29 protein-coding genes and 1 pseudogene are annotated in these 22,541 nt (G+C 61.6%); 24 read left to right on the forward strand and 6 right to left on the reverse strand.

All coding sequences use genetic code 11. The features are described from left to right. Positions 1-376 precede the first annotated feature (376 nt). Complete coding sequence (locus tag ATC00_RS17085; protein ID WP_064253681.1) at positions 377-679, forward strand: hypothetical protein; 303 nt, start codon at positions 377-379, stop codon at positions 677-679. A 132-nt stretch (positions 680-811) separates the two neighbouring features. Here ATC00_RS17085 and ATC00_RS17090 read toward each other — a convergent pair whose 3' ends face one another. Next, on the reverse strand, positions 812-1,300 hold the full coding sequence (locus ATC00_RS17090; protein ID WP_064253682.1) for a YfbU family protein: 489 nt from the start codon (positions 1,298-1,300) through the stop codon (positions 812-814). A 221-nt stretch (positions 1,301-1,521) separates the two neighbouring features. On the opposite strand from ATC00_RS17090, the gene ATC00_RS17095 reads away from it, so the two are divergent. The 4 genes from ATC00_RS17095 (at position 1,522) to ATC00_RS17115 (ending at position 6,184) form a co-directional block, all read left to right on the forward strand. Beyond that, the gene (locus tag ATC00_RS17095) at positions 1,522-2,073 is read left to right on the forward strand and encodes a putative metallopeptidase (RefSeq protein WP_234782336.1); all 552 of its coding nucleotides are present in this window, start codon (positions 1,522-1,524) and stop codon (positions 2,071-2,073) included. 22 nt (positions 2,074-2,095) lie between these two features. Continuing rightward, positions 2,096-2,560 (forward strand): DUF2280 domain-containing protein, encoded by a 465-nt coding sequence (locus ATC00_RS17100; RefSeq protein WP_064253684.1) that lies wholly within the window; start codon positions 2,096-2,098, stop codon positions 2,558-2,560. Then, positions 2,547-3,935, forward strand: coding sequence for a phage terminase large subunit (terL, locus tag ATC00_RS17105; RefSeq protein ID WP_064253685.1), 1,389 nt, complete (start codon positions 2,547-2,549; stop codon positions 3,933-3,935). Before ATC00_RS17100 ends, terL begins: the two co-directional genes overlap by 14 nt. Before the next feature lie 419 nt (positions 3,936-4,354). Further along, positions 4,355-6,184, forward strand: coding sequence for an anti-CBASS protein Acb1 family protein (locus ATC00_RS17115; protein WP_064253687.1), 1,830 nt, complete (start codon positions 4,355-4,357; stop codon positions 6,182-6,184). A 65-nt stretch (positions 6,185-6,249) separates the two neighbouring features. Here ATC00_RS17115 and ATC00_RS17120 read toward each other — a convergent pair whose 3' ends face one another. Both ATC00_RS17120 and ATC00_RS17125 read right to left on the reverse strand, forming a co-directional pair. Continuing rightward, entirely contained in the window at positions 6,250-6,459 is a 210-nt protein-coding gene (locus ATC00_RS17120; RefSeq protein ID WP_064253688.1) for a hypothetical protein, read from the reverse strand. A 163-nt stretch (positions 6,460-6,622) separates the two neighbouring features. Then, positions 6,623-7,012: a hypothetical protein gene (locus tag ATC00_RS17125; protein WP_234782337.1), complete on the reverse strand. Its 390-nt coding sequence runs from the start codon at positions 7,010-7,012 to the stop codon at positions 6,623-6,625. A 40-nt stretch (positions 7,013-7,052) separates the two neighbouring features. Here ATC00_RS17125 and ATC00_RS17130 point away from each other — a divergent pair, with 40 nt between their 5' ends. Genes ATC00_RS17130 through ATC00_RS17155 form a run of 6 tightly spaced genes read left to right on the forward strand, consistent with a single transcriptional unit; the run spans position 7,053 to position 10,981 of the window. Next, complete coding sequence (locus ATC00_RS17130; protein ID WP_064253689.1) at positions 7,053-8,198, forward strand: DUF2213 domain-containing protein; 1,146 nt, start codon at positions 7,053-7,055, stop codon at positions 8,196-8,198. Next, complete coding sequence (locus ATC00_RS17135; RefSeq protein WP_064253690.1) at positions 8,198-8,635, forward strand: DUF2190 family protein; 438 nt, start codon at positions 8,198-8,200, stop codon at positions 8,633-8,635. The genes ATC00_RS17130 and ATC00_RS17135 overlap by 1 nt, the downstream gene beginning before the upstream one ends. A gap of 14 nt (positions 8,636-8,649) precedes the next feature. Then, entirely contained in the window at positions 8,650-9,603 is a 954-nt protein-coding gene (locus ATC00_RS17140; protein ID WP_064253691.1) for a DUF2184 domain-containing protein, read from the forward strand. A 12-nt stretch (positions 9,604-9,615) separates the two neighbouring features. Further along, positions 9,616-10,071 carry a hypothetical protein gene (locus tag ATC00_RS17145; protein ID WP_064253732.1) on the forward strand — a complete coding sequence of 152 codons (456 nt, stop codon included), beginning with the start codon at positions 9,616-9,618 and terminating at the stop codon, positions 10,069-10,071. Positions 10,072-10,121: 50 nt separating this feature from the next. Then, complete coding sequence (locus tag ATC00_RS17150) at positions 10,122-10,616, forward strand: DnaT-like ssDNA-binding protein (protein ID WP_064253692.1); 495 nt, start codon at positions 10,122-10,124, stop codon at positions 10,614-10,616. Continuing rightward, positions 10,616-10,981: a hypothetical protein gene (locus ATC00_RS17155; RefSeq protein WP_064253693.1), complete on the forward strand. Its 366-nt coding sequence runs from the start codon at positions 10,616-10,618 to the stop codon at positions 10,979-10,981. The genes ATC00_RS17150 and ATC00_RS17155 overlap by 1 nt, the downstream gene beginning before the upstream one ends. Here ATC00_RS17155 and ATC00_RS33970 read toward each other — a convergent pair. Further along, entirely contained in the window at positions 10,978-11,190 is a 213-nt protein-coding gene (locus ATC00_RS33970; protein ID WP_064253694.1) for a hypothetical protein, read from the reverse strand. The two genes, ATC00_RS17155 and ATC00_RS33970, sit on opposite strands and share 4 nt — an antisense overlap. Before the next feature lie 74 nt (positions 11,191-11,264). On the opposite strand from ATC00_RS33970, the gene ATC00_RS32975 reads away from it, so the two are divergent. Genes ATC00_RS32975 through ATC00_RS17170 form a run of 3 tightly spaced genes read left to right on the forward strand, consistent with a single transcriptional unit; the run spans position 11,265 to position 12,948 of the window. Next, positions 11,265-11,435: a hypothetical protein gene (locus tag ATC00_RS32975; protein WP_162843169.1), complete on the forward strand. Its 171-nt coding sequence runs from the start codon at positions 11,265-11,267 to the stop codon at positions 11,433-11,435. Beyond that, entirely contained in the window at positions 11,435-12,487 is a 1,053-nt protein-coding gene (locus ATC00_RS17165; RefSeq protein WP_064253695.1) for a phage minor head protein, read from the forward strand. Before ATC00_RS32975 ends, ATC00_RS17165 begins: the two co-directional genes overlap by 1 nt. Beyond that, positions 12,487-12,948: a hypothetical protein gene (locus ATC00_RS17170; protein ID WP_064253696.1), complete on the forward strand. Its 462-nt coding sequence runs from the start codon at positions 12,487-12,489 to the stop codon at positions 12,946-12,948. The genes ATC00_RS17165 and ATC00_RS17170 overlap by 1 nt, the downstream gene beginning before the upstream one ends. On the opposite strand, the gene ATC00_RS31245 is transcribed toward ATC00_RS17170, so the two are convergent. Continuing rightward, positions 12,917-13,120, reverse strand: coding sequence for a hypothetical protein (locus ATC00_RS31245; RefSeq protein WP_072642809.1), 204 nt, complete (start codon positions 13,118-13,120; stop codon positions 12,917-12,919). The two genes, ATC00_RS17170 and ATC00_RS31245, sit on opposite strands and share 32 nt — an antisense overlap. A 17-nt stretch (positions 13,121-13,137) precedes the next feature. Between ATC00_RS31245 and ATC00_RS17175 the strand changes: the two genes are divergently transcribed. From ATC00_RS17175 to ATC00_RS33840, 5 genes and pseudogenes are all read left to right on the forward strand, one after another. Continuing rightward, positions 13,138-13,569, forward strand: coding sequence for a phage tail terminator-like protein (locus tag ATC00_RS17175; RefSeq protein ID WP_064253697.1), 432 nt, complete (start codon positions 13,138-13,140; stop codon positions 13,567-13,569). Between the two features lie 57 nt (positions 13,570-13,626). Next, on the forward strand, positions 13,627-14,358 hold the full coding sequence (locus tag ATC00_RS17180) for a hypothetical protein (protein ID WP_064253698.1): 732 nt from the start codon (positions 13,627-13,629) through the stop codon (positions 14,356-14,358). Positions 14,359-14,366: 8 nt separating this feature from the next. Beyond that, on the forward strand, positions 14,367-14,780 hold the full coding sequence (locus tag ATC00_RS17185) for a hypothetical protein (RefSeq protein ID WP_064253699.1): 414 nt from the start codon (positions 14,367-14,369) through the stop codon (positions 14,778-14,780). Between the two features lie 50 nt (positions 14,781-14,830). Beyond that, positions 14,831-14,992: pseudogene (locus ATC00_RS34200) on the forward strand (phage tail assembly chaperone); the annotation flags it as partial. A gap of 6 nt (positions 14,993-14,998) precedes the next feature. Then, on the forward strand, positions 14,999-15,127 hold the full coding sequence (locus ATC00_RS33840) for a hypothetical protein (RefSeq protein WP_268801734.1): 129 nt from the start codon (positions 14,999-15,001) through the stop codon (positions 15,125-15,127). Between the two features lie 6 nt (positions 15,128-15,133). Here the strand turns inward: ATC00_RS33840 and ATC00_RS17190 are convergent, their stop codons facing one another. Continuing rightward, positions 15,134-15,355, reverse strand: a complete 222-nt coding sequence (locus tag ATC00_RS17190; protein WP_153045231.1) for a hypothetical protein — start codon at positions 15,353-15,355, stop codon at positions 15,134-15,136. Between the two features lie 36 nt (positions 15,356-15,391). On the opposite strand from ATC00_RS17190, the gene ATC00_RS17195 reads away from it, so the two are divergent. Genes ATC00_RS17195 through ATC00_RS17215 form a run of 5 tightly spaced genes read left to right on the forward strand, consistent with a single transcriptional unit; the run spans position 15,392 to position 22,526 of the window. Further along, positions 15,392-18,205 (forward strand): phage tail length tape measure family protein, encoded by a 2,814-nt coding sequence (locus ATC00_RS17195; protein ID WP_064253701.1) that lies wholly within the window; start codon positions 15,392-15,394, stop codon positions 18,203-18,205. Between the two features lie 2 nt (positions 18,206-18,207). Further along, positions 18,208-18,942 (forward strand): hypothetical protein, encoded by a 735-nt coding sequence (locus ATC00_RS17200; RefSeq protein WP_064253702.1) that lies wholly within the window; start codon positions 18,208-18,210, stop codon positions 18,940-18,942. Continuing rightward, positions 18,942-19,541 carry a hypothetical protein gene (locus ATC00_RS17205; RefSeq protein WP_064253703.1) on the forward strand — a complete coding sequence of 200 codons (600 nt, stop codon included), beginning with the start codon at positions 18,942-18,944 and terminating at the stop codon, positions 19,539-19,541. Before ATC00_RS17200 ends, ATC00_RS17205 begins: the two co-directional genes overlap by 1 nt. Before the next feature lie 7 nt (positions 19,542-19,548). Further along, the gene (locus ATC00_RS17210; protein WP_064253704.1) at positions 19,549-19,956 is read left to right on the forward strand and encodes a DUF6950 family protein; all 408 of its coding nucleotides are present in this window, start codon (positions 19,549-19,551) and stop codon (positions 19,954-19,956) included. Further along, entirely contained in the window at positions 19,938-22,526 is a 2,589-nt protein-coding gene (locus tag ATC00_RS17215; protein ID WP_064253705.1) for a phage tail protein, read from the forward strand. Before ATC00_RS17210 ends, ATC00_RS17215 begins: the two co-directional genes overlap by 19 nt. The last annotated feature ends 15 nt before the right edge of the window (positions 22,527-22,541 follow it).

The raw sequence follows: 22,541 nt of genomic DNA on the forward strand, positions 1-22,541 counted from the left end.
ACCACCCTGTGACCGCCATCTATGCGGTAGGATGGTCGCCTTCTTTTCAAGAGATCGGGCGGCGGCTGCGTCGGTCGAGCCACGGCAGGACGACGACAGGTCGTGGTTAGTCGGTTAAACGGCAGACAAAAACCCAGGTAGGCTGCCACCCTTCGGGGCCGATTATGGTGCGCCCGGTACTTCATTCGTGCCGCCGTGAAAACGGATGGCCGCCTCAAGCCGGCGATATCGGGTCGCCGGGCGGTCACAGACGGGAAGAGCTGACATCTATGCGCCCTCGCTACGGCGAGGCTTCCCGGTAGTCATCAGTAGCAGTCTGTAGCCCCGCCGCTCACCCGGTAGCGGGGCTTTCATTGTCCACCAGAAAGGAAAAAGCATGCGCAGCTTCCGAAGTATGATCTTCGCCGGCCTGGCAATGATTGCCTGCGCCATGATCGTGACGCCAGCCGCGGCGTCTGTGCCGATCGATCCTGGCATCAACGCCCCGCCCTCGGTCCTCGATGACCATCAGGCTCCGGTCCAGATCCACATCGCCAAGATGGCACTGACCTGCGAAGCCCGCGACATGCCGGCGCCGATCGCCCTTCGAAGTAGCTTCTCCACTGGCCACATGACCGTGGCCGCTCGCAGCCTGACATCCGGAGCCGTCCGCTTCATCGAACTCCGAAGGCGATGCTAGCGGGACTAATCATGGCGATTAAGAGAAATTGCCCGGAAGCGCCGTCAATCGCTTCCGGGCTAACCGATGTCTCAACTTGTGCCCTCAGGAGAGGGTAGAGGATGGAACATCAGCCACGGCTTAATCGCCCATTTACGCCGGCTTCACTATTTTGAGAATGCTCTCCGCGGACAGCGAGCCAGCAGTCAACCCGCGGCTACGCACCTCTTCGTTGTAGATCAGCAGCATCCTCCTATAAGAGGGAAGACTGCTCTGGGTATGGGAGTTCAACTGGCGACCTCGGAATTCGGAAAAGCGGCCTAGCTCATTGATCATAAATGACGCCACGCCGTGGTGTTCGTCGTGGTTTCCATCAAATCCTGAGAATTCCAAGTCGAACGGGTACGCATCCTTCTCAAGCTGGGCTTTGTCTGCGGGCGAAAGCTGGCGAACGCTGTGCTCGATGTAAGACCACATACCGAGGATTTCGGCAGTCTCGTCCGCTATTCTCGGGTCTGTGTCGTCCGTGGGGATTCCGGGAAACTGCCACGTGAGAGCCCATGTATTGCCGCTTAAGATAGCGGAGCGGATGAAGCCCAAGTCTAGCTCCTCCTTGCCATCTTTTTCTGCGGCAAGAGCCATCAATATCAGTTTTTCACCTTGTGACAGTTCATGCGCGATCCTTTCCGTTTTGAGGTGAAGTAGATGTATTCAATCTCAACGCGAAGTGGCAAGCAGATCGGTGCTCGAAGAGCTCGAAAAGTCGCGGTTCCTTAATGGGGCAGCCTCTCTGCCAGAAGCGACCAGCGCCACCGGCAACTATTTTCGATGTTAGCGGCTCACCATTCGTTGTTGCCGAGGACATGCCGGAATGGGTAGAGGCGACCTTCCTCGATCCAGCCTCACCGGTCCATAACCCGGACCATCTCCACCTGCGCTCCGCAGACATAGGCTTCCTCTGGACCATAGTCGGCAACAGCAAGAAGGGCCGCCGCGTCATCGGCCAGTGCGAGACAGGATCTCCGCAGGGTACGATGGGCAAGTGGTCCCGGGCCCGGGCTGAGATGCAGGTCAAGCAGTGGTTCGGCCACGTGCCGGACTTCATCATCACGCTGGACGCTGAATACTGCCGAGAATGCGGAGACGCCGAGTTCATGGCGCTGGTCGAGCACGAGCTCTATCACGCCGCCCAGGACGTCGACGCATTCGGCGCTCCCAAGTTCAGCAAGTCGACCGGCCGGCCGGTGTTCGTCATCCGTGGACATGACGTTGAAGAGTTCGTCGGCGTCGTTCGTCGCTATGGGGCAGATGCTGCCGGTGTCCGCGCAATGGTCGATGCGGCAAACCAGAAACCCGAGATCGCCAGAGTGCAGATCGCACATGCATGCGGCACCTGCCAGCTTAGGGTCGCGTAACTGACCGGAGCCTGACCGAGACATGGCCAAGGGCAAACTTAAAGATGAGGTAAAGACCTTCATCGTCCAGAGCCTCGCCTGCTTTGACACTCCCTCGATCGTCGTCGAGGCAGTCAGGAAGGAATACGGCGAGACGATCACGCGCCAATCGGTCGAAGGATATGACCCGACCAAAAAGGCCGGCGGCAACCTCGCAGTGAAGTGGAAGCTGCTGTTCGAAGAGACCCGTAAGACGTTCCTCGAGGATACGGCGACCATCGCCATCAGCCATCGCGCCGTTCGGCTTCGCGCTCTTCAGCGCATGGCGGAGAAGGCTGAAACTCAGGGCAACATGGTGCTGGCAGCATCGTTGATGAAGCAGGCAGCCGAAGAGGTGGGTAACGCCTACACGAACCGGCGCGAACTGACGGGGAAGGATGGAAAGGACCTGCCGGTACCCGTATCGCCGGTGACGATCTTCCAGTTGCCCGATAATGGCAGAGGCTGAGCAAGGGCAGGGCGCCCAGACGATCATCCGGCCCCAAGCTGGCCCGCAGACAGCATTCCTCGCCTCGCCGGCGGATATCGCCATTTATGGCGGCTCGGCGGGCGGCGGGAAAACATGGGCGCTGCTCATGGAGCCGCTGCGCCATGTCGCGAATCCGCAGTTCGGCGCCGTGTTCTTCCGGCGCACGCTAGTGCAGGTCCGGAACGAGGGCGGTCTCTGGGACGAGAGCGAAAAGCTCTATCCCAGCCTGATGGCAAAGCCGAGAGTGGCGCCGGATCTGTCGTGGACGTTTCCGTCTGGGGCGTCGGTCAGTTTCGCGCACCTCGAGCACGACAAGACGGTATCGAACTGGCAGGGCTCGCAGATCCCGCTGATTTGCTTCGACGAGCTGACGCACTTCAGCGCCAAGCAGTTCTGGTACCTGCTGTCGCGTAACCGATCGATGTGCGGTGTCAGGCCCTATGTCAGGGCTACCTGCAACCCGGATGCGGATAGCTGGGTCGCCGAGTTCATTTCCTGGTGGATCAACGAGGACACCGGGCTGCCAATTCCTGAGCGGGCTGGCAAGCTTCGTTGGTTCGTCCGCATTGGCGATGCGGTCATCTGGGCGGATAGCCCGGAAGAGCTTGCCGAATACAAGAGCCCGGTGGACGGCACGCCGATCCCGCCGAAGTCGGTAACCTTCATTCCGGCGAAGCTGACGGACAACGCCGCGCTCATGGCGGCCGATCCCGGCTACCTCGCCAACCTGATGGCCCTGCCGACGGTCGAACGCGAGCGCCTCCTCGGCGGCAACTGGAAGATCCGGCCGGCGGCTGGCCTTCTGTTCCGCCGCGGCTGGTGTGAGGTCGTCGACGCTATCCCCGCCGGCGCGCGCTGGATGCGCGGTTGGGACTTTGGCGCGACACCGAAGACGGAGAGCAACGATCCGGACTGGACCGCCGGTACCAAGATCGGGAAGCTCCCGGACGGGCGGTACATCGTTGCTCACCACTGCCGCGATCGTCTGTCGCCATCTGGAGTCGAGCGGCTGCTCAAGAACACGGCCGAAGCCGACGGCAAGGATGTGCATATCTCCCTGCCGCAGGATCCGGGCCAGGCCGGCAAATCGCAGGTCACGAATCTGACGAAGCTGCTGGCAGGGTTCACCGTTCGGTCGTCACCCGAATCCGGTGACAAGATCACGCGGTTCAGCCCGTTCTCTGCTCAGGCTGAAGCGGGCAACGTGCTGGTCCTTCGCGGCCCTTGGAATGAGACCTGGTTTTCGTCGCTGGAAGGCTTTCCCGAAGCCGTGCATGACGACGACGCCGACAGCACGAGCCGAGCCTTCAACGCGCTTCTGAGCGCAAGCACGTACACGCTGGCGAACGTGTGACCGTCATCGGCTATTGCATGAGGTCGCGCTCGCCTTGCCTTCGATAGAACGCGGGGATCAGTCGATACCATTGCGTATACCCTAGCACAGCAAAGATCGGCGTTATTACGAGCGTAGTCTCTGCAGGCGTCGAAAGACCCTTGTACAACAGAACAATGCCGATCGCTGATGCAAAGATCCCGAGAGGAAATGTCAGTGCGGCGAGCGTCCAGTGACTTATCGCCATTAAAAGAAGCTCGTTTTGGGGGAAAACGAAATTCGCAATGATACTCCCGAGACCGACGACGAGAACTACCAGTATGTAGGCTGCTCTATAGCGCCGCATTCACCACCCCCTGTGCTCATTGCCGGCACGCATGCATACGTTAAGCCCTGCCCAGCTGCAAGCAGCGCGTGCAAGAACAATCTCAGGAGCGGACATGGCCAACATCATCGCGTTCGTCCGCGACAGCCTGACAAACATGGTCGCCAATCTCGGGACAAGCCGGGACAAGGCGGCGGCTTCGTTCTACTCGATGCCGATCCTTGCTGATGAGGATCTGCTCAACGCCTACCGTGGCGCCTGGCTGCCGCGGAAGATTGTCGACATCCCGGCCTTTGACAGCATGCGCGCTTGGCGGGACTGGCAGGCAAAGAAGCCGCAGATCGAGGCGATCGAGGCCGAAGAGAAGCGGCTGAACCTCAAGGGGAAGCTTCTCGAAACCCGCATCAAGGCGCGGCTCTGGGGCGGCGCTGCCATGGTCATCGGTACGGGCGACCAGGACCTGACGCAGCCGCTTGACGCCGAGCGCGTCGGCAAAGGCGGCCTGAAATACCTCACGGTCATGACGCGCCGCCAGCTGACGGCCGGCGAGATCGATCGTGACCCGGCCTCGGAGTGGTTCGGCAAGCCGAAGCTTTACCAGATCCGGTCCGCTGAAGGCATGCAGGTCGATATTCACCCGTCGCGCCTGGTCATCTTCAACGGCAACCCGCCGCCAGATGATGAGATCGTGACCACGACCTATGCAGGATGGGGCGACAGCGTGCTCCTCTCCGTCGTCGATGCGATCAAGCAGGCCGACGGTACCGCGGCGAACATCGCCAGCCTTGTGTTCGAGGCCAAGGTCAACGTGATCCGCATTCCGGATTTCATGCAGAATCTCGGCGACGAGCGGTACCGGGCCAAGATCCTCGAGCGCTACACCCTCGCAGCCACTGCGAAGGGCATCAACGGCGACCTCCTCCTCGACAAGGAAGAGGAATACGAGCAGAAGCAGGCGAGCTTCGCGACTTTGCCAGAAGTCCTTATGTCGTTTCTGCAGATCGTCTCCGGCGCCGCGGACATTCCGGCAACCCGTCTTCTCGGGCAGTCCCCGGCCGGCATGAACGCCACCGGCGAAAGCGACCTGCGCAACTATTACGACCGCCTGCAGGCCATGCAGACCGTCGAGATGACGCCGGCGATGGCGCGCCTCGACGAGTGCATCATCCGGAGCGCCCTCGGCTCCCGCGATCCGGACGTATACTACGAATGGGCGCCGCTCTGGGGCATGTCGGAGAAGGAAAAGGCCGACGTCTTCAAGACGAAGGCCGACGCCGCCCGCCAGCTGGTTGGTACGACGCCCGGGCAGGAGATCATCCCGCGTGATGCGGTGTCCGACGCTCTCGTCAACACGCTCGTCGAGGACGGCTCGCTGCCTGGCCTCGATGCTGCGATCGAAGAGCACGGCAAGCTCTCCGAACAAGAGCCCTCCGAAGAGGAACTTGCCGCGGCAGCAGCCGCGCAAGCAGCGAACGAAAACCAGCCGGCCCGCAACAAGCAGGCGGCAAACGACGCCGCGCCGCGCACGCTCTACGTCCGCCGTGACGTCATCAACCGTGCTGAGATCGTCCGCTGGGCGAAAGAGCAGGGTTTCACCGACGTCGTGCCCGATCTTCACGTCACGATCGCCTATAGCCGCACGCTGGTGGATTGGTTCGAAATGGGCGAGAGCTGGTCGCCGCGGCTTGAGATCGCAGCCGGTGGTCCGCGCCAGATGGAAGGTCTCGGCCCGGATGGTAAGTACAAGGCTCTGCTCATCACCGCATCTGAACTGGTCTGGCGCCACCGCGCGATGATCGAAGCCGGCGCGTCGTGGGATTGGCCGGAATACCAGCCGCATATCTCTATACAGATCGGTGGCAATATCGATCTGTCCAAGGTCGAACCCTACCAGGGCAAGATCATTCTGGGACCGGAAATCTTCGAGGAGCTTAGGGAAGACTGAAGCCTAGGAAGCAAAGAAGCTCGAGGCGCCGGGATCTCCCGACGCGCTCTTCCTTTTCAGGCCCACTAGCCGTTCAAAGCGTTCTGCAGCGCGGTCACGACTTCGTTCTCAGGCTGCACGACCGAGATGATGACGCAACCGCTACCGTCGCTGCGGGGGACCGTGGTGTGGATATTTGTGTAGTTGCTGAAAGTGTCGACAGCGACAACCTGCAACGGGTTCACGAAAACCCTCGTATTCAGCGGGATCGTGCGAGTGAAAGATGCATAGCGCATTGTACGGCTCCTGGTTGTTTGAAGACTACCAAGTCGCCCATGTCCGGCGTCCAGTGTCCAGACTGACAAAGGACTGATAGAGGTTATCAACCATGAAATTCACCGATCTTGCGCCGATCGCGGGCACGCGACGGACCGCTGACTAGATCAGGCAAACGGAACTTTAAAACTCTTCGATCTGGTAAGGCGCATCTCCATCCCAGTCGTTGCCAAAAAAGTTGATGCGCTTGAAGACACCGCTGAGAAGGCCCTTCTCACGGAGATATTCCACCTGATAGTCAGCGCCCATGTGCCGATGCGTTGAAAACGGAACTCCTATGTCTCGTAGGGCCTGGCACATCGCAAACACAGCACTGGTCTCCGCCCGGAATACATAGACACGTTCGGAGCCGTCGAGTTGCTCGAAGCCGAGTCGCGTGAACGGCTCGACTGGCTCGGAACTGCCAACCTGCAGCAGGATACGCTCGCTCCCGATATCAGTGACCCTCGTTGGGCGCATCCCGGCGTTCCGGCTGGAAGGGGGCAATTGCCCCTGGTCTTTGGTCACTGCCATTGAGCGTTCTCGATTCTTTGTTGCCGTAGGAAACAATATCATGCGCTTCATTGATGCTTCAACCATCGCGGGTACGCGGCGGACAGCTGACGGCTACCTAGTTGCTGACGTCCGCACGGCAAGGACCGGCATCCAGCTTTATGCCGGCCGTGAAGTCGGCAAGCCGGAAATGCAGGTGGTCAAGGTCTACCGCCCAGAGGATGAGGTATTCGACAAGGCGAGCCTCGGCAGCTACGCGCACAAGCCGGTGACGAACGATCACCCAGTTGAGGCCGTGACCCCGGATAACTGGAAGGCCGTTTCGGTCGGGCAGATCGGCGACGAGGTCGCCCGTGATGGGGAATTCGTCCGCATCCCGCTCATCGTCATGGATGCAGCCGCGATCAAGGCGATCGATGACGGCAAGCGCGAGCTCTCCGCCGGCTACACCTGCGATCTCGCATGGGAGGCTGGCACCACGCCAGAGGGCGAGAAATACGACGCCATTCAGAAGGATATCCGGATCAACCACGTCGCCATCGTGCAGCGCGGCCGTGCCGGATCGGAAGCTCGCATCGGCGACGGTGCGGGGAAGTGGGGCGTGAGCCCCGTCAACACCCAGATAGCAGATGAAAGGATACCCAAGATGGATCTGCGAAAACTTCTGGTCGATGGGCTCACGGTCGAGACGACCGATCAGGGCGCACAGGCCATCATCAAACTGCAGAAGGACTTGGAATCGTCCGCTGCAAAGTTCGCCGACGCCGAAAAGGCACATCAGACGGCTCTGGCCGCCAAGGATGCCGAGCTCGCGAAGAAGGATGCCGAGATCGATGCGCTGAAAGGCAAGATCCTTTCGGACGCCGACCTCGACAAGCGGGTACAGGCTCGCGCCGGTCTCGTCGCGAAGGCCAATGTGCTCGCCAAGGACGTCAAGACCGAAGGCCTTTCCGATGCCGCCATCCGCAAGGCTGTCGTCGTCGCCAAGCTCGGCGATGCCGCCATCGCCGACAAGTCGGAAGCCTATATCGACGCCCGCTTCGACATGCTGGTTGAAGACGCCAGCAAGGGCGGTGGCGCCGATCCTTTCCGCGTCGCTGTGCAGCAGGGCCTCTCGCAGGTCTCTGACGCCAGCGCCTCCGTAACCGCTCACAAGGCCATGGTCACCGATCTCGAATCGGCCTGGCAGACGAAGGGAGCTAAGTGATGCCTGCAGTTCAGACCACTTACAGCGCCCAGCACGCTCGCTGGGTCGAGGGCATGAACCTCAACATGGAGCCGTCCGTCGTCGTCACCCGCCTCGCTGAGGACGTGGAAGGCATCGGCTTCGGCAAGGTGTGCGTTCAGGGCACCGCCGACAATCAGGTGGTGGACTCCGAAGCGACTGCCAAGTTCGTCGGCATCGCCGTGCTCGACATCACCCGGCCGACAGGCAAGTACGAGCAGTACGAAAACGTCGCCGTCATGAAGAAGGGCGTCATCGTCGTGCAGGCCTCCGAAGCCGTCGCCGTCGGCGATCCCGTCTACTACACCCCGGCGACCGGCGTCCTTTCCAAGACGTCGACGTCGAACACCCTCATTGCGAATGCTCAGTGGGATACCAGCACCGCTGGTGCCGGTCTCGCTGCTCTTCGCCTCGGCTAACAGGAGCGATCTCGATGAATGCCATTATCACTCAGGACGCTCAGCAGGTCGCAATGAGCTTCCTTATCCGTCAGGCCTCGCTTATCGAGCCGACGGTCTATGCGATCAAGTACCAGGAGATCCAGTACGCCCAGCTGATCCCCGTCGACACCTCGGCGCCGGAATGGATTCAGTCTGTGACCTACTTCTCCATGGACGGAGTGGGCCAGGCGCAGTGGTTCTCCGGCCTGGCGCACGATGTGCCGAAGGTCGAACTGACCCGCGAGAAGTTCGAAACCGGAGTCAGCATGGCCGCCATCGGCTACGGGTACACGCTCGAGGAGCTCGGCACTGCTCAGCTGCTCGGCATGAACCTCAGTGCCGATAAGGCCACTCTCGCTCGCCGCGTCGCGGAAGAGAAGATCGACACCGTCGCTTTTGTCGGCGATACCGGCAAGGGCTTCACCGGCCTGGTGAACGCTTCGACGCCGACGGCTACCACGGCCCCGGCCGACGGTACCGGCTCGGCAACGACCTTCGCCAGCAAGACGCCGGACCAGATCCTCCGCGACATCAACGGCCAGCTCACCGGCATCTTCACCGGCACGCTTGGCGCGGAGATCGCGGACACGCTGCTCCTGCCGTATTCGGTGCTGCTCGATCTTTCGACGCGCCGGATCGACGCCGTCAACCAGACGACCATCCTCGAATGGATTCGGCGGAACAACATCTACACGCTGACGACCGGTCAGGAACTGACTATCCGCGGCGTGTTCGGCTACCTCGATACGGCCGGCGCCGGCAGCACCAAGCGCATGGTTGCCTACCGCCGCTCGCCCGAGGTGCTGAAGATGCACATCCCTATGCCTTTCCGGTTCCTGCCGGCCTGGCAGACCGGACCGATGAAGTTCGACGTTCCGGGCATCTTCCGCGTCGGTGGCGTCGACATCCGCCGGCCGAAGGCTGTCCGTTACCTCGACGGCATCTAAGGGGAGGCGATGATGAAAGTCACCAACACCCAGGCAGGCCCGCGGGGCATCAACACGGTCAACGGCCCGGTTCTCATCGAACCGGGCGAGACTGTTGAAGTGGAAGTCTTCGATCGCGAGAAGGCGCACATGGAGGCGTCCAAGTGGTTCGATGTCGACGGCGACTACACCGAGAATCCGAGCGTCACCGCGGCGCCCGCGTTGAAGGAAGCCGCCGAGAATACCGAATCCGAGCTGGAGCGTCTCCGCGCACAGCTTGCCGAGCGCGACGCCGAACTGGCGAAGCTCAAGGCAGAGCAGCAGGAAGAGCAGCCCAAGACGGCGGCCGAGGTCCTCGACATGGCGAAGGATCCGAACGTGCAGTTCATGTCCTTCAAGGCAGCGGCTTCGAAGCTGCTCGGCGACAAAACGCCGGCCAAGAAGGACGAGATCCTCGCCGCGCTCGAAGAGCTGGCCACCAAGCCCTGACAATCAGCCCGGCGGCTATCTGCCGGGCCACACTTGCATCGGAGATCGACATGGCTGGATACGGCGACAATGCAGGCTTTACGTCTTACGCTGAAGCGGCCGGCTATGTCTTTCCCGATGGCACGAGCGATGCCCAGAAAACCGCTGCACGCCAGCGCGGCTCTCTGGTGATCGATCGGTATGAGCCGCGGTTTAGCGGCAAGCGGACCGGTGGGTATGCCCAGGAGCGGGCATGGCCGCGCACAGGCGCCACGACCTATTACGGCGAGGCGCTTCCGTCGGACACGGTCCCGGTCGCGATCATCAATGCCTCGTATGAGGCGGCCTTCATCGAGCTGACAAATCCCGGCAGCCTTTCACCTGTCGTTACCGGGACATCCACGGTAAAACGCGAGAAGGTAGGACAGCTTGAAGTCGAATATTCAACTTCTTCTTCAACTGAAATTGATCAGATAGTTGCCCTTGCCACGCCAGTCGTCACGCTGATCGAAGGGCTGCTCTGGCCGTTTCTTGTGCCGATCCTCCCCGGGGCTCTGGTTGTCTGATGGCGAACCCTCTTTTCGCCCGCCTGCAAGCGACTGCGCAGCGCCTCATTGCCAAGTATGGCCAGACGGGCACCGTAACGCGCATCTCCGAGCCTGATCCGGTCAACGGTGGCGATCCGGTACCGACGCCGCACACGGCCACGCTTGTGCCGATGCAGTACGAGGCGAAGGAGATCGACGGTACCGAGATCCTGGCCGGTGACATGCAGATTTACATCAGCAGCGTCGGCCTCGCGATCGTCCCGACCGTTGGTGACCTGGTCAGCGCCAGCGGCAAGACATTCCGCATCATCAATGCGGACCCGAACAATTACGACGGCCTGACCAACGTCGTTTTCATCGTCCAGGGACGGATCGCCTCTTAGTCGTGACCAGGCGCCGACCACTGGAGCTGGAACAAGACGCTATCATCGCGCGACGGGAACCAGCAGTGAGCATCGAGACCGGATGCTTCAGCTTCGGCGCTAGGGTCCTTGAGAACGTAACAACCAGCATACGTCTTCACCGACTTGCAAAGCCGCTCCAAATCCGAATGGCGGACATTTCTGACTAGAACAGGCTCAAACTCTTCCATTGGTTCGCTCCCCTGCGATCCGGCGGCAAGAGACTATTATCGAAAGCTAATGTTGAAAAGAGAGGATTCCAGCCATGAAAATCCGCTTCGTGAAGGGCTATAACTCCCACGCCGTCGGCGACGTCGTCGATGCGTCCGACCTGTCGGGCGGGCTCGCCCAGGGCCTGATCAATCTCGGCATCGCTGAAAAGATGCCTGAGGAGAAGGTCGCCAAGAAGGGCGAGAAGGCCGGCGCCGCGGAGTAATGGCAACCCTTCGCCAGCAGCTCGACGCGCTCATCGACGAGCTTTCCCCGGTAATGGAGAAGGCCTTCCGCGAGGCGATCGAGGACATCAAATCCGAGATCGTGCTTCGCGAAGTCGTCGAGCGGCTCGAGCGCCGGGACATCGAGGGCGCCATTGCGGCGCTGCATATCGACCCGGCTGCCTTCCGGCCGCTGTCCGAAGCGATCCGCACCGCCTTCAACGCCGGCGGTCTCCTCGTCGCCAAGAACATGCCCCGCCTGGCAGACCCGATGGGCGGCCGTGTCGTCTTCCGCTGGGACGTTCAGAACCAGCGCGCCGAGCAGATTATCCGCGAAGCCTCGTCGACGATGATCACGCATGTCACCGAAGACACGAAGCAGATGGCCCGGGAGCGGATCGAAGCCGGCTATGCCAAGGGGCAGGGGCCGAACACGATCGCACTCGATATCGCCGGCCGGGTGAACAAGGTCACCGGGCGCCGCGAGGGTGGCTTGCTCGGCATGACGTCGCAGCTGGCCCGCACCGTCGAGAACGCGCGCACGGCGCTGCTGTCGGGCGATGTTGAGGGCATGAAGCACTACCTGACGCTGACGCGTCGCGACAAGCGCTTCGACCGGCAGGTCGCCAAGGCCATTCGGGAAGGCAAGCCGCTACCGGCCGACGCCGTCGCAAAGATCACCGGGAGGCTTGCGGACCGATATGTCCAGCTTCGGGCCCAGACGATCGCGCGGACGGAAACGCAGGCATCGGTCCATGCGGCCAAGCACGAGGCATACCAGCAGGGGCTGGACCGCGCCGGCCGCGATGCTGCTCTCGTAACCAGGCGCTGGCGTTCTGTCGGCGACGGCCGGGTGCGCCACACACACCAGGCCCTGAGCGGCGACGAGCTCGCCGGTATGGATCTGCCGTTTCAATCGCCGTCGGGCGCCCTGCTGCGCTTCCCGGGCGATACGAGCCTCGGCGCCGGCGCGGCTGAGATCATCGGCTGCCGCTGCCACGTCGAATACAACTTTGACTTCGCGGAAGAATACGCGAGATCGCGAGGCCGCTGATGGCGGAGAACAGTTTCGCTGCCCAGGTCTCTGAATGGGTGACGCAGGAGAAGGCCCGGCAAGAGGCTGTGTTGCGCGAGGCCGCGCAGATGGTCGCGAACAATGTGCGGACGTCGGTGGCTGCCGGAGGCAGAATGCCGGTCGATACCGGCAACCTCAAGAACTCCCTGATGGCGTCCACCTCGGCCATGCCGACGGTCGATCAAGGTGAGAAGGCCTATCCGGACAGTAGCGGCGAGATCGAGCTCATCATCTCGAACCTAGAAGTCGGTGGCACGCTCTATCTCGGATTGCAGGCCGCCTATGGGCCGCGCATGAACTACGGCTTCGTCGGCGAAGACAGCCTCGGGAGGGTCTATAACCAGACGGGATACGGCTTCGTCGACGCCGAGGCCCAGACCTGGCCGCAAACCGTGGCCGCAGCAGAGGCTAAGGTTCGCGGTCGGTTTGAGAGAGATTGACGCCTTCGGAAAGGCTCAGAAAAGCAGCCTGAATAATCGACAGATCTCGGATCGCCATGGAGATCACGTCTTGAGCGTGCTTCGTGCGAACGGTGCGGTTGAGCAGCAACGCAAGGGCTTGATGGATGAGGTCGTAAACCTCTTCGTCGCTGAGCGGGTGATTATCGGCCATGGGCCTAGAGGTAGCAGATGGCTGACACCGTTGAAAAGAAAATCTATCAGGCGCTGCTCATCCAAATGCAGGCCTTCGTTCCACCGGCAGGCGTAACCATCGTCCTGCCCGGGCAGACATTCACGCCGACGGCGACAAGCAAGTTCGTCTCGGTCGAGGTGCATTTCAACCGCTCGATCGAAACCGATCTGTCCCTCGTCATGGACCCGATCCGGCAAGGCTTCATGCGCACCAACGTCATGTGGCCGAAGGGATTGGCCATCGTCGACGGCTACGACGTCGCCGGCCAGTTGCGCGGGCACTTTCGCCGCGGCACCAAGCTGTTCCGGACCGACACGCAGGTTCGCATCGACGAGGATCCGGAGATCGGCGTCCTGGTGACAGGCGACACCCATCACAACATTCCCGTCACCACCCGGTGGCGCTGCTATCCGCAAGTTCCGGCCTGATTGGCCCTGCCGTTCCGCGCCTTCGGCAAGCGCAATCAGACATGAGAGGAAAACTCAATGCCCCAGCTTTATCCTGTGGCAGGCGCGAAGATTTATATCGGGCCGGCCGTCAACTCCGTACCGGACGATGCTGACGTCATCGAATCCCTGTTCACGTCGGTGAGCTTCACCGAGGTCAAGGGCTGGCAGACCATGGGCGCGATCGGCGACGCTGCAACGCTGATCACCGAATCCGTCATTTCTTCCGGGCGTGATCTCAAGGCGAAGGGCACGCGCAACGCTGGCTCGATGCAGAACAATTTCATCATTCTGCCGACCGACGCGGGCCAGATCGCGCTGATCGCGGCGGAGAAGACCGACTACAACTATCCCTTCAAGCTCGCATTTGACGACGCACCGCCGGCGAAGACGTCGACGGTGACGATGACGATCGCATCCCCTGGCGTCATCTCGTGGACCGCTCATGGCCTTGCTGCCGGCACGCCGATCAAGTTCAGCACGACCGGCGCTCTGCCGACGGGTCTCGTGGCAGGCACAACCTACTATGTGGTCAGCCCCACCACCGATGCCTTCAGCGTAGCGGCAACCGCGGGCGGCGCTGCGATCAACACCACCGGCACTCAGTCGGGCACGCACACCGCCACGACCGTTCCAGTCGGCACAATCAAATACTTCTACGGGATCATCATGACCGCCCAGGAGAACGGCGGCGGCGCCAACACCGCCCGCCTGCTGCAGGGGAACGTCGAGATCAACTCGCCGATCCTGACGATCGCTCCGATCGGTTGAGGTGATTGATGTCTGAAGAGTTCGTCGACCTTTCCGGCCTCGAAGCCCTCGTCCAGTCTCAGGAAGAGGGCATCGAAATCACCATCGTAAATGAGCAGGGCAATCCGATCGGCCTCAAGATCGGCGTCGTTGGCCCGGACAGCGACCGCATGCAGAAGGCAATGCGGGAAGTCGCCGCGGAGTTTGCCAAGAAGGCGGCCGAGCGCGAGAGCCTTGGCGAGCCGCTGGCGGATGAAGCAGACGCCCGTCTGATCGCCATCCTGGCGAAGGCAACTACGCATTGGGCGCCTAACCCGAAGATCGCCGGCCAGGTTGTTCCCTTCTCGGAAGAGAACGTCCGGAACCTCTACACCAAGTTCAAGATCATCCGTGATCAGGTGGAGGCGAAGGCCGCGCGCCGCGCATCTTTTACAAAGGGCTGATCGACAGGCTCTGTCAGCTTATCGTCGATCAGCAGGAGGGGCGGAAGCTCATCGTACCGGCCGCCGGCCAACAAGTCTGGTTTTGGTTCCAGGAGCTTGATGCGCAGCGCACCGGCAACGGCTACGGGCCCAACGCTCTCGGGTTCCAGTCGATCGGAGAATGGGCGAGGCTTCGCGGCCTCGTCCTCAAGCAGTGGCAGCTGGATGCCATTCTGGCGATGGATTTGAAGCGCCGCGAAGTCATGGCGCGCAAGGATGAGGCGCCTGATCCGGAAAATGCGCCGGTCTCAGAGCGTCCGCTCACTGCGCGTCTGTTCGACGCGCTGTTCCCGGGCAAGCGGAAATGACGCGGCTTATTGACGGGCCTTCTTGGCGCGCTCGTAAGCACGTTCGATATCTCCAGCCGAGATGAATCCGTTCATTGCGCAGTTCGACAGAACTGGCGTGTCATCGGCGCTCATTTTGCCGTGTTCGATCTCAGATAGCCGCTCCCGGCAATCTCGATCGGTCACCGTCTCGCTAGCGTGTGCGTTCCATGCGGCCAAGACTGCCGCCGCCAACATTGCAAATCGCATGTATCTCCCCGCTTCTAGTGCTGTAGGTGTTCACGAATGACCGAAGCGACCCTTGGTTTCAAGATCGATAGCTCTCCGGCGGCCAAGGGTGCAGCTGATCTCGATCAGCTTACGGCGTCTGCCGGTCGGACGCAGCAGGCCGTCGGAAAGCTCGAGAACGAGGTCGAGCAGCTGGGTGATGCTCTCGGTAAAGCGGGGCAGGGCGCGGGCAAGCTCAAGCCGCCGATCGACGATCTCGGCCGTTCCTTCGGCTCGCAGGACGAGCACGTCCGCGCCTTCCGGATGGAAGTTGAAAGGTTGACGCTCAAGTATCAGCCGTTGGCAAAGGCCACGCGCGACTATGAAGCGTCGGTTGGTGAGATCCAGCGTGCGCATAAGCTCGGCGCCATCACCGCCCAGGAGATGACCGCTGCGCTCGATCGGGAACGCCAAGCCTATGAGCGGCTAAAAACTTCAGCGACGGCCGCCGGCGCCGCGGTGAAGGCCGCCAACAGCAACAGGGGAGGTGCGCAGAGCTTCAACTCTGCCAATGCGGCATTCCAGTTTCAGGACATCGCGGTCACTGCGGCGATGGGCATGAACCCGCTTATGATCGGCCTGCAGCAGGGCACGCAGCTCGCTGCCGTCGTTGGATCGATGGAAAGGCCGGTTGCCGGCCTTGCGGCTGCCTTTACGTCGCTCATCAACCCGGTGTCGGTGGTCACGATCGGATTGACCGCTGGCGTGGCTGCTCTCGTCCAGTATTTCACGACGGCCGAAGGCGGGACCGGCAAGACGAACACTCTGTTTGAAGAGCAGAACGATCTGATCCGGCGCGCGGCCGCGCTCTGGGGAGATGCCGCGCCGCAGCTGAAGGCCTATGTCGACGAGCTCGATCGCGCCGACAAGATCACTCAGGGCCGAGAGGCTTCCGAGATCCTGGCTGGCCGTGAGCTCGATGGCCTTGGCGAGCAGTTGCAGGGCATCGGGCAGCAGTTCTCCGAAGCCGTGCGGGGGCTCCGCGGTATCGATGCGGATCCTGCATTCATCCGCGACTTCTCGCAGGCCTTCGGTGATCTGCGCCAACGTCTTGACGACGGCACGGCATCGATAGCCGACATCAACAACGCTCAGCGCCTCTTGTCTGAAGCTGTCGACCGTTACGGCATCAAGTCCGTTCTCGGATTCCGTGATGCTTTCGATCTCATCACCAAATCGATCCGCGACAGTATCGAGGCTGCAAAGCAGGCGAGGGCGGAATGGATTGCGGCCATCGCCGGCGGCACCAATGTACAGGACATCATTTCCGGCTCGTTCTTCACTGACAACGGCCGGACGATGCGCACGGCGGACTTCGTGCCTCTCAATCCGGCCGTTCCGTCGCGGCGCCCGAACATCGAACTGAGTGGCGATCCGGATGCCACGACCATCCTCAATCCCGATGGCCGCTTAACGAACGTTCCGGTCCCGGGACAGAAGCCGAACTTTTTCGAGCTCGAGGAGCAAAAGGAGAAGGTCGACGACGTCACGAAAGCGTACCGGCAGGCGGCTGAAGCCAAGGCTGACTTCTGGCTCGACGTCTCGTTTCAGGAGCGTCAGGCCGAGCGTAGCGCGATCGACCGGCAGGTCGCCAGCACGCTCAGCCGCTATGGCATGAACGAGGACCTGAACTCGCAGGAGGCCAACGCCATCCGGTCGCAGCTTCAGCGCGAGCAGAACCGGGAACTGGTAGGCAGCTTCCTGACCGACTTCCGTGACGGCCTGCTCGAAAACAGCGGCGATATCGGCAAGGCGATGGGCGACGCGATCAAGAACGCGCTGCTCAATGCTTTGGCCAAAGCAAGCGACCAGGCGATCGAGCGGCTCACCAACTCGCTCGTGAACATGTTCTTCAACGGCGGCACCTCGTCTTCAGCATCCGTCGGAGGCGGCGCGGCCACGACTACACTCGGCGCTCTGCTGGGCTATGGCGGCAAGGCGGCAAACGACAACCGCTCAGCCGGCGGCATCAATGCCTACGCCAAGGCTATCCAGTCGATCGAGAGCGGGGGTAACTACGGCGCGCTCGGGCCGATCACACGATCGGGAGACCGTGCCTATGGCGCCTATCAAGTCATGGGCGCGAATATCGGTCCCTGGTCGGAGGCGGCGCTCGGGCGTCGGCTGTCAGCATCGGAGTTCTTGCGCGATCCGTCAGCGCAGGACTCGATCTTCAATCATCGCTTCGGCGGCTATGTCGACAAATACGGCGCATCGGGCGCAGCGCAGGCGTGGTTCGGCGGACCCGGCTCTGTCGGTAAGGGCGGCATGGGTGCGGATATCCTCGGCACGACCGGGAACGCCTATGTCGCAAAGTTCAACAACGCGCTGGAGAAGGCCAGCGGCAGCCTCGGGCAGTTCGGGGGCGGCCTCAGCCAGTTCGGCCAGGTGCTCGCCTCGGGCGCGAGTGGCGGCGGCTCCGGTCTCCTAAGCAGCCTGTCATCCTTCGGCATGAGCGTGTTCTCGCGCTCGGGCCAGTTCGCATCGGCGATGCTCAGCGGCGGGATTGGCCTCTTCGCAAATGGCACGAGCTATGCCCCGGGCGGCCTGTCGATCGTCGGCGAGCGGGGTCCGGAGCTGGTCAATCTTCCACAGGGCTCCGGCGTCACGAGCAACCACAAGCTCATGCAGGCTCTGAACGATAACGGCTCCCGGTCGACCAGCAACCAGCGGCCGCAGCTGAACGTCTATGTCCAGGGAGCGAACAGCGACGCCCAGATCCGCGAAATGTCCCGGCAGGGCGCCCAGGAAGCGCTCTACCGGTACAACGAAGATCAGGCGCGATCCGGGTTCGGCGACAACCAGAAGAAGTTCAATTCTCGGAAAGGCTGATCATGGCAGTTTACACCGGTCAGCCGACAGTCCCGATCATGTATCTGCGGCCAACCCGGGCCAGCTTCGACAATCCCGGGTCTGGGATCGATGGTGGCGTAAATGGCGTCGGAGAATCTATCAGCATCGAGACGAGTGGCGGCGGTATAGTCACCTGCACTTACGAAAACTGCGTTTTGCAGGCTGATGACACCGAGCGCCACGAGATCATCAACTGGCTCGGGGCGCGCGGGAACGGCGGGCATCGCTTCTTCAACGTACCGATCATCAACGATGGCATCGGACCGTTCCCGGTCATCAATGGCAAGCGGCGGCCCATCACGACCGGCATTCCCCATTCCGACGGCTCGCTGTTTTCGGATGGCGCGGGCTACAGCCAAGCGACGGTCTACGCGCACCTGACACAGTCCGCCGCCCTCGGCGCAGGCATCCTGAACATTCGGGTAACCAACGCAGCGAGGCCGCTGCGTTGGTCGGATTGGTTCTCCATCTATCATCCGTCAAAGGGATGGAGAGCCTATCGCTATTGGCAGGTGATCTCCAAGACCGAGGAGACGAACCCGATCTACTCGCTGGCGATATCGCCTCCATTGCGTGAGGCAACAGCGATCGGCACGAGGGTCGAGCTCGCCAGGCCAATGTGCGTCATGAAGTTTCCGCGCGGCTTTACGCTGCCCTGGGACTATGAGGGCTGGTACCAGTCCCGGCCGACGCTCCAGTTCGTCGAGGCCTTCTGATGGGCTGGGTTCCGGACAATGTGACCGAGGCGATGCGCGGCAGCCATCAGCTCGGGCTTTTCCTGCGCATCGATACCGATCCGGCTCTGCACATCTACTTCGGGGTCAACGACATCCCGATCGGGTTCGACAGCATCGATCCTGACGGGACCGTTTATCTCGGAGGAGGGCGCCTCATTGGTATTCCCTCGCTCGAGGTGCTGGTGAATGGGACGTCAGATGCGGTGGACTTCACTGTATCGGGCATCGACCCGGCGACCGGCGCAAGAATGCTCGACAGCATCCCGCCGGTCCGCGGCAAGCTGGTGCAAATCGGTCTCACAACACTGGATGATTACTACCAGCCCATGAGCACGATCATTCCGATTTGGACCGGCATTGCCTCCCACCCGAAGGAGGGAAAGCCGCCAATTCGCGAGGGAGAAACGGCAACCCTGGCCCTCAGTCTCGCCGTTGTGGCGGGCGAAAATACCCGGTCCCGTGCATCGCGGTCCCTCTGGTCGGACGCGATGCAGAAGGCGATCTCGCCGACTGATGATTTCTGCAAGCAAACCGCGCGCTTGGCACGCGGCACGCAGCCGGTATGGCCCAACTACTGAGGCACGCATGACATTGCACGAGTTTTTGGCGCTTCCGCACCGCTTCAGGTGGGGTGGCGCAGGCGGCGACGATTGCACGACGTTCTGTGCCCGCTGGGTCGAGGAGAACGTTGGCGTTGATCCTGCAGAGGCGTTCCGTGGCTCCTATTCGACGGCAGATGAGGCCCAGCGGATCATTGAAGCGCACGGTGGCGTGGTTGCTCTGTTCGCAGGCCAAGTCGAGCCCCTTGGGCTGATACGCGTCCAGCAGCCTGAAACCGGCGATATCGGCGTTATTCGCGCGCAATCCGCCATCGTAGACGGGAAGGTTCTTGTCGGCGCCATCCGGTTCGGCCCGCTTTGGGCCGTGCTCACGCCTGGCCGCGTCGTAGCCAAGGCTGCTCAGCATGTGGCCGCATGGCGGCTGCCGTCGTGAGAACCCGTTACATCCTGAATGGGCTCGATCTCGCAAACAGCACTTCCCTCTATAGCCAGATTGCCTTCGACCCGATCTTCACGCCGATCTTCACGTCGTTCTTCGCAAGCCTCGGCTTCAGCGCCACGACTGCAAGCATTCTCGGCTCGGTAACGACCGCCATTGCAACGACGGCGATTTCGATCGGTCTGCAGGCTGCGATGGCACCGAAGCCGCCAAAGCCGGAAGACGGGAAGGTGCCTATTACCCAGTCGGTGCCTTATCGGCATTGGGTTGTTGGCCGCACCCGTGTCGCCGGAGCCTACATGCTCTGGGAGGCGAAAGGGGGAGGCCTGTTCTCGGTGCAGGCGATCGCCGGGCACAAGATAAAGGCAATCAACAGGTATTACCTCCACGACGATGAGGTAACCGTCGGCGCCGGCAACTATGTAAACGGGCTGCCTGGCGGCCGCTATGGCGATCAGAAGGTTCAGGTTTTCCACCGGCTCGGGCTTTCTCCTGAAACAGCTTATTCCGAGATCGTCACCTATCTCGGTTCCGAGGGCATCTGGACCAACAATCACCGCGGCGACGGGCAGGCTTCTCTCGCGATGATCGCGAGAACCCCGAGCCAGAAGGACTTTAACAAGAGGTTCCCATACAACGCGCCGCGGATGTCTGCTGAGGTCGACGGCGCCTATGTGTTCGACTACCGGATCAGTTCGGATCCGGAGAACGCAAGCGCATGGGTGTGGTCACGCAATTCAGCACTGATCATGTGCTGGCATCAATGCTTCAACGAATTCGGCCACCGTCGGGATTTCAACAGGGCGATCCTGCCTGTCCTCGACATGTGGATCGAAGAGGCCAACATCTGTGATGAGGACGTCGCGCTTGCCGCCGGCGGCACAGAGAAGCGCTACGAGACCAACGGTTGGGATACGACAGAGAACGGGCCAAAAGCGGCCACGAACGCTATTCTCGCCTCCTGCGACGGCTGGATCTGCGAGCGAGGCGACGGAGCCCTGCTGTTCACCGTCGGCAAGTTCCGGGAAAGTCGCGTCGCGACCTTAACGGACGCCGACCTGGTCGGACACCAGATCCAGTACGATGTGCTCTTCGAGGACGAGGTCAACAAGCTCATCCCGAAGTTCACCTATCCGGCGATCGATTACGCAACATCGGACACGGATTCGTTCGAGGATGTAGATGCCCAGCTCGTCGCCGGTCGGGTTCTTGCGCAGGAAGCCGATTACTCCTGGTGCCATCAATGGCGCCAGGCAAGGCGGCTCGGCATTCGAGACTGGCGCCGCCTTCAGCAGAAGGTGTCCGGTTCTCTCGATGTACGCCTGTCTGGCATTAACGCGGTCTACAGCCGCTGGGTACGACTGCAGACGCCATTCTCGATCCCGCGTCTGGATGGGAAGCTGATTGAGAACCGGAAGTCCATTCTGGCGCTGATGTCCGGCGGCTTCAGCATGGATATCATGCTGCATCCGGACAACATCGACGACTGGAACCCGGCAGTCGATGAAGGGCAGCAGCCGCCTGTTCCGATCAAGCCAGCGGTGTCCGACATTCCGGTGCCCGTGGTGAATACGGTGCAGGCTGTGCCGAGCTCCGGTTCCGTCTCGCTTCGCATCGTCATCGTCGATCCCGACGATGATGGCCTGACCCCGACCGTTCGCTATCGAGTATCGGACACGGGCAGCGGGTCTCCAGGTCCTTGGGTGGAACAGCAGATACCCGATGCTGAGCCAGCTGGCGGCTTTGTGACATTGGACACAAACACCGTCCCGAATGACCGCGACTTGGACGTCCAGGTGGCATTCATCACCAGCAAGGGCACTTACGGCAACTGGTCGATCACAGAAGAGGTGTTTTCGGCCGCGGACCAGACGGCGCCGGCAGCGCTTGCAACTTTCACGCTCAGTGGTTCAGCTCCGCGTCTCGGGAATGCCGTCTTCGGCTTCTCAACGGGGAACGACTCCCATGTCCGGACCGTCAATATCTACCGCGTGGCTACAGGCGCAGCATTTGACCCTGACACAGCAACCCTTGTGGGGACACGAGCTGTCGCGCCGTCAGCGAGCTACTCGTTCACCGATGGGGATGCGACCAGGACGAACCTTCTCAGTAATCCTGGGTTCGACAGCGACACCGTCTGGACCAAGGGTACCGGCTGGACGATCAGCGGCGGCAAGGCGCACAAGGCAGCTGGCACCGCGGCCGTGATCTCGCAGGCCGCCGCAACAGCCAACGGCAAAAAGGCACGCATCAAATTCGATGTGTCCAGCTATTCGGCTGGTGAAATACGCGCCCGCATTTCTACCGCCGGCACGGTCTTCAACGACAGCCCTGACCGCACCGGCAATGGCACGTTCCTCGAGAGCATTACCGCCACGGCAGCGCGCGACACCGTAGCGTTTCGCGCAAGCTCAACCTTCGTCGGATCGATCGATGACGTCGTGATGTTCGAGGAAACGGCCTCCTGCGCCCCGCAGGGCGTCTGGGATTACTACGCCTTGCCTGTGAACGGCTCGGGCGTGGAAGGCCCGCACTCGGGTCCTCTGGCTGTCACCATAGTCTGATCCACCAAACTAACG

It is taken from the genome of Sinorhizobium americanum (assembly GCF_001651855.1).
Taxonomy (GTDB): Bacteria; Pseudomonadota; Alphaproteobacteria; order Rhizobiales; family Rhizobiaceae; genus Sinorhizobium; species Sinorhizobium americanum.